A 5,874-nucleotide genomic window follows, 5' to 3' on the forward strand; every position below is an offset into this window, starting at 1 on the left:
GGTGTCCATGACCGGACAGTACGACCCGTGGGCGGCGGGCCGATTTCCCTTGACGGTCCAGCACGGCCCGGCCAAGGTCTGCGGTCATGAGCCGGGGCATCCCCATCTTCCAGGTCGACGCGTTCACGAGTGAGCCGTTCGGGGGCAACCCGGCCGGCGTGTGCCTGCTGGCCGAACCCGCCGATCCGGCGTGGATGCAGGCGGTGGCCGGCGAGATGAACGTGTCGGAGACCGCCTTCCTCGTCCGGGCCAACCCGGAGGGTGCCCTCGGCCTGCGCTGGTTCTCGCCGACCACCGAGGTCGAGCTGTGCGGGCACGCCACGCTGGCCACGGCCCATGTCCTCTGGTCGGAGGAGGGCGTGGCGCCCGACCAACCGCTGCGTTTCGGCACCCTCAGCGGCACGCTGACGGCCCGTCGCTCGGAGGACCGGATCACCCTCGACCTGCCCGCCAACCCGCCGGCGGGGGCCACGCTCACGCCCGACGTCCTGGCCGCCCTCGGCGTCGACGCCGTCCGCTGCGGCGCCGCCGAGGGATGGGACGTGATCGAGGTCGCCACCGAGGAGGAGGTGGCGGCGGCCGCGCCCGACCTGTCCGTGCTCCGGCGCAGCGACCGCGGGTTCATCCTGACCGCCCGGGCGGGGGCCGAGGTCGTGTGCCGGGTGTTCGTACCGGCGTTCGGGATCGACGAGGACCCCGTCACCGGCTCGGCCCAGTGCGTGCTGGGCCCGTGGTGGGCGCCCCGACTCGGCACCGACGAGTTCACCGTCCGCCAGCTGTCCCGGCGCGGCGGCACCCTCCACCTGGGCGTCGGGGCGGAACGGGTGTCGGTCGGTGGCCATGCGGTCACGACGCTGCGGGCCGCGCTCCTGCACTGACCACGGGGAGTAGGTTCGCCGGCAATGGACTATCGCCAGCTCGGCCGCACCGGCCTCAAGGTCAGCCCCCTCTGCCTGGGCACGATGAACTTCGGGCCCCGCACGCCGGAAGCGGACAGCTTCACGATCATGGACCGCGCCCTCGAAGCGGGCATCAACTTCTTCGACACCGCCAACCGCTACGGCGCCACCGAGACCGAGTCGATCATCGGCCGGTGGTTTGCCCAGGGGGGCGGGCGCAGGGAGAAGGTGATCCTGGCCACCAAGGTCTTCGGCGCCATGAGCGAATGGCCGAACATGTCCCGCCTGTCCGCCCGCCACATCCGTGACGCGTGCGACGACAGCCTCCGGCGCATGCAGACCGACCACATCGACCTGTACCAGATGCACCACGTCGACCGCGACACCCCGTGGGACGAGATCTGGCAGGCGATGGAGCTGCTCGTGGCCCAGGGAAAGGTGATCTACACCGGCAGCTCCAACTTCGCCGGGTGGCACATCGTGGCGGCCAACGAGGCGGCGCGCCGGAGGAACAGCCTCGGCCTGGTGTCGGAGCAGAGCCTGTACAACCTGGTGGCGCGTACGGTCGAGCTCGAGGTCCTGCCGGCGTGCGCGGCCTATGGCGTGGGGGTGATCCCGTGGAGCCCCCTCGGCGGCGGCCTGCTGGGCGGGGTCTTCAACGGGGCCACGGGCGGACGTCGCGGGGACGAGCGGCTGAAGGCGAGGGTCGAGTCGCTTCGCCCGCAGCTGGAGGAGTGGGAGAAGCTCTGTGCGGAGCTCGGGGAGCAGCCCGCCGACGTGGCCCTGGCGTGGTTGCTGGCCCAGCCGGCGGTGACCGCCCCGATCATCGGGCCCCGGACGGTGGAGCAGTTCACCGGGAGCCTCCGCGCCCCCGAGATCCGCCTCGAGCCCGACGTCCTCACCCGCCTCGACCGGATCTTCCCGGGTCCCGGCGGCCCCGCCCCCGAGGCCTACGCCTGGTAGGAGCCGGCCAATGGCCGTGAGGCGCTGGGCCCGCGCCCTGGCGCAGCTCCTCGAGCCCGAGGAGAACCCGGCGGGCGTCATCTACGGGACCATCGCCTCCGGGGCGCTGCTGGCGGCCGAGTCGTCCCGCCGGGAGACCCTGGAGGAGGCGGCCGGGGCGGTGGCCCTGACCCTGGCCCTGTTCTGGCTGGCTCACGGCTACGCCCACTCGCTGGGCCAGCGCCTCGGGTCCGGCACCGGCTGGTCGCCGGGGCGGTTGGCCTCCTCCCTCCGCCACGAGGTCACGATCCTGCGCGGCTCGTTGGTGCCCCTCGTCGTGCTGCTGGCGGCGCGAGCAGCCGGGGCGTCGACCGCGACGGCGGTGAGCGCGGCGCTGATCTCCGCCGCCGTGCTGCTCTTCCTGCTCGAGCTGATCGCCGGACTGCGCAGTCAGCAGTCATGGCCCCGCGTCGCCCTCCAGGTCCTGATCGGCGCCGTGCTGGCCGCCGGGGTCCTGATCCTGAAGGTCGTGCTCCACTAGCCGACGGGCGGCACCACTTCAGCCCCCGAAGTGCTTCTGCAGCCCGGCCATGCCGCCCCGGTAGATGCCGCGTACCAGGGTGCAGGCGTCCTCGTCGGTCGACCCGGCGGCGGCGTCGAAGGTGGACGACCACGTCAAGTGGGTGCGCCCGTCCCCGGCCGGGCGCAGCTGCATGGTCGACACGTAGTTCTGCAGCGGCAGGGCACCGGCGACGATGGAGTACACCAGCCGCCGGCTGTCGTCGTCGCGCTCCTCGAGACGCTCGACCGTCGGCTCGTCTCCCATGGAGATCTTCCTGGTCTGGCCGATCCCCGCCCCCTCCAGCTCGAACGGCACGCCCAGGGCCTCGAGCAGCCCGCCGAAGTCACCGATGACCTTCCACGCCTCGTCGATACCGACGCCGAACTCGCACTCCTCCTGAACCGCGCCCATCCGCTCCTCCTGTCGCCGGGCCAGACCTTACGGTCAGACCACCGGGACCTGCTCCACGGCCAGCGCCGCGTCCCGGTAGTCGATGGCCACCACCCGGAACTGGCTGAGCACGTCCGACCCGAGCAGCCCGTCCGGCCCGGGATCCCCCGGGAAGGTCGGAAGGTCGAGAACGGCCACGTCCTGGGGGACGAGGCGCACCGACTCCGCCGACCAGGCGTCGACCCGCTCGAGGGCGGCCGTCACCGTGCCGCCGACCCCCACGATCCGGGCCCGGTCCTCCTCGGTGCGCAGCTGCAGACCGGCCGCCACGCTCCGCCGGATGGTGGATGCCTCGGCCCCACTGTCCAGCTCGAGGTTGAGCCGGCGGGCGCCGACCGTCACTGGGATGGACGCGACGGCGGTGCCGCCGAAGTTGGCGATGACGAGGGGGAGGGTGGCCTGGGGCTGCTGGGCGGCGATGAAGGCGGGCAGGCGGGCCGAGGCCCGGCCGCGCACGACGCTGCGGGCGGCCCGCGGCCCCTCGGCCCCGGCCACCGTGAGCTCGGCCGTGTCGTACTCGAGCTCGATGGCGCCCATCCGGCTGAGCACGTCCGAGCCGAGCAGGCCGTCGGACCCACCCAGCCCCGAGGTCACGAAGACGGGCTGGGGCAACAGCCGCACCCGGCCCATGCTCCAGCTGTCGACCCTCACCGGCCGGCCCGCCTGGGGCCGGCCCACGCCGAGGAACTTGGCGCCCACCCCGTTGGGGACCAGTCCCAGCCGGTGGGCCAGGGCGGGGGTGATGGCGGTGTTGGTGGCCCCGGTGTCCAGGACGAGGTGGAACGGACCCTTGCCGTCGATGCAGACCGGGACCAGGAGCGAGTTCTGGGTGGTGGCCCGCAGATCGACGGACGCCGGGGCGGTGGGCGTCACCGCGCCGGCACACGGGTCCGACCGGGTGGCGCCGGGCGCTCCGGAGCTACCGACCACGGCCAGCCCGACCAGGTCGGCCACGAGTAGCAGCCCGACTGCTCCCGCCCACCTGGTCGTCGGCCCTCCGCGCATGACCTGTCATCTTGGCCGGAGACCCGGCCCCCCACGGACTCGACCGACAACTTTCTCGAGGGGAAGCCCCCTCCCGGATTCCGGATACCTTCCGGTGGGGACACAGAGGAGGTGGTGGGGATGGCCGACGCCGTGCGCCGGGTTGCCATATCGGGGGCCGCCGGCATCCCGGTCCTCTTGGCCGCCGCATGTGGCGGAGGCTCCGGCGCCACGGCGTCGAGGTCCGACCACACGACGTCCACCACGGCCGCCGTTGCCGTCAACACCGCCGCCGACCGCGTGACGGCCGAGCACATCAACCTCACCGCCACGGATCTGCCCGGCTGGCAGGAGTCCCCCAACCCGCCGGACGCGAGCATGAACGCCATGGGCGCCCGCCTGGCGGCCTGTACCGGCGCGCCCAACGAGTCCAAGATCGACGTGGTCGACGTGACGTCCTCGAACTTCGATCAGGGTCAGGTCGAGATCAGCTCGGACGTCACGATGGTCCGCACCCACTCCGACGGGGTGGCCGACGTGCAGGCCATCGACAGCCCGAAGCTGACCAGCTGTGTGAACCGGATAGCCCTGCCCGCCATCCGGAACGAGCTTCCTTCCGGCGTGACCCTCAAGACCCTGCAGACGAGCCGCTTCGACCCTCCGGGCCAGGCGCCGGGATCGGTCGGGCTGCGCCTGGCGGGGACCATGACCGGCACCCAGAACGGAGCCAGCATGACGCTGCCGTTCCGCATCGACGCCGTCAACTTCGTCGTCGGGCGGGCCGAGGTCAGCCTCGAGGTGGCCCAGTTCGGTCAGCCCGGGGCGGTGGCCCCCGAGCCGGGGCTGGTGAGCGTCCTGTACCAGCGCGCCACCGCCGCCTCCACCTCCTGATCGGGGCCGACCCGGTCAGGACCGTTCGGCGCTCGGCTCCTTGGGCAGGCCGAGGGCCCGCTCCCCGATGATGTTGCGCTGGATCTGGCTGGTGCCCGAGAAGATCGTGCCGGCCCGGCTCTGGACGAACGTGCTCTGCCACCGGGTCAGGCGGTAGCCGTCCTCGGCCCCGGTGCCCTCGGCCGGCAGGTGGGCCATCCCCTCCGATCCGGTCACGCTCAAGGCGATCTCGCCGAAGCGCTTGTGGTACTCCGACCAGAACAGCTTGCTCACGCTCGCCTCGGGACCGGGCTCGCGCCTGGCCGCCAGGGTCGACAGCAGCCGGATGCCCTGGAACCGCATCAGCTCCACGTGCGTGAAGGCCCAGGCCAGGTCCTGGCGGACGAGCGACTCGGAGGTCCGGCCCCGCTTGCGGGCGTCGTCGACCAGATCCCAGAACTCGCGCTCGTAGCGCAGGTGCTGGGTGGTGGCGCCCCCGCCCCGCTCGTTCCCGAGGGTCGTCATCGCCACCCGCCAGCCGTTGTTCAGCCCGCCGATCACGTTGAACAACGGCGCCCGGCAGCCTTCGATGAGCTCGTGGCTGAACCCTGACGCCCCGGTCGGCTGGCGCAGCGGCTGCAGCTCGATCCCGTTGTCCGCCATCGGCGCCAGCACGTAGGACAGCCCCCGGTGCTTGGGGGCGTCCGGATCGGTCCGGCACAGGATGAAGATCATGTTGGCCAGGTGGGCCCCCGACGTCCACACCTTCTGGCCGGAGATCACGACCTCGTTGCCGTCCACCACCCCGCGGGTCTCGACACCCGCCAGGTCCGAGCCGTGGTCCGGCTCCGAGAAGCCCTGGCAGTAGCGGTCCTGGCCCGAGATGATGCGCGGCAGGAAGTAGGCCTTCTGCTCGTCGGTGCCGTGGACGATGATCGACGGACCGACGAGGGACTCCCCCATCCCCCGGGTCACCCGGGGCACCCGCGCGTTGGCGAACTCCTCGTTGAGGATGGCCAGGTGCACCCCGGACAGGCCCCGGCCCCCCACCTCGGCGGGCCAGTGCGGACAGATCAGGTGCGCCTCGAGCAGTCGCTCCGACCACGCCGCGAACGCATCGGCGGCGGCCCCGGACAGGAACGCCTGACCGAGGTAGACCGCCCGCTC

At 72.5% G+C, this 5,874-nt stretch carries 7 protein-coding genes; 4 read left to right on the forward strand and 3 right to left on the reverse strand.

Annotated features, from left to right (window positions below; translation table 11 throughout):
- The first annotated feature begins 86 nt into the window (after positions 1–86).
- From VFW24_11485 to VFW24_11495, 3 genes are read left to right on the forward strand one after another with little or no spacing between them, the layout of a single operon-like run.
- Positions 87–878, forward strand: coding sequence for a PhzF family phenazine biosynthesis protein (locus VFW24_11485; GenBank protein ID HEX5267386.1), 792 nt, complete (start codon positions 87–89; stop codon positions 876–878).
- Positions 879–902: 24 nt separating this feature from the next.
- Positions 903–1,862, forward strand: a complete 960-nt coding sequence (locus VFW24_11490; protein ID HEX5267387.1) for an aldo/keto reductase — start codon at positions 903–905, stop codon at positions 1,860–1,862.
- Between the two features lie 10 nt (positions 1,863–1,872).
- Positions 1,873–2,382, forward strand: a complete 510-nt coding sequence (locus VFW24_11495; GenBank protein ID HEX5267388.1) for a hypothetical protein — start codon at positions 1,873–1,875, stop codon at positions 2,380–2,382.
- Positions 2,383–2,400: 18 nt separating this feature from the next.
- On the opposite strand, the gene VFW24_11500 is transcribed toward VFW24_11495, so the two are convergent.
- Both VFW24_11500 and VFW24_11505 read right to left on the reverse strand, forming a co-directional pair.
- Positions 2,401–2,814 (reverse strand): SRPBCC family protein, encoded by a 414-nt coding sequence (locus VFW24_11500; protein HEX5267389.1) that lies wholly within the window; start codon positions 2,812–2,814, stop codon positions 2,401–2,403.
- 33 nt (positions 2,815–2,847) lie between these two features.
- Positions 2,848–3,858 (reverse strand): retropepsin-like aspartic protease, encoded by a 1,011-nt coding sequence (locus tag VFW24_11505; GenBank protein ID HEX5267390.1) that lies wholly within the window; start codon positions 3,856–3,858, stop codon positions 2,848–2,850.
- A gap of 120 nt (positions 3,859–3,978) precedes the next feature.
- Here VFW24_11505 and VFW24_11510 point away from each other — a divergent pair, with 120 nt between their 5' ends.
- On the forward strand, positions 3,979–4,728 hold the full coding sequence (locus VFW24_11510) for a hypothetical protein (GenBank protein ID HEX5267391.1): 750 nt from the start codon (positions 3,979–3,981) through the stop codon (positions 4,726–4,728).
- Between the two features lie 15 nt (positions 4,729–4,743).
- On the opposite strand, the gene VFW24_11515 is transcribed toward VFW24_11510, so the two are convergent.
- Positions 4,744–5,874 (reverse strand): acyl-CoA dehydrogenase family protein (locus tag VFW24_11515; GenBank protein HEX5267392.1); only part of this gene is annotated, 1,131 nt, incomplete at its 5' end.

It is taken from the genome of Acidimicrobiales bacterium, assembly GCA_036273495.1.
Lineage (GTDB): Bacteria > Actinomycetota > Acidimicrobiia > Acidimicrobiales > JAJPHE01 > DASSEU01.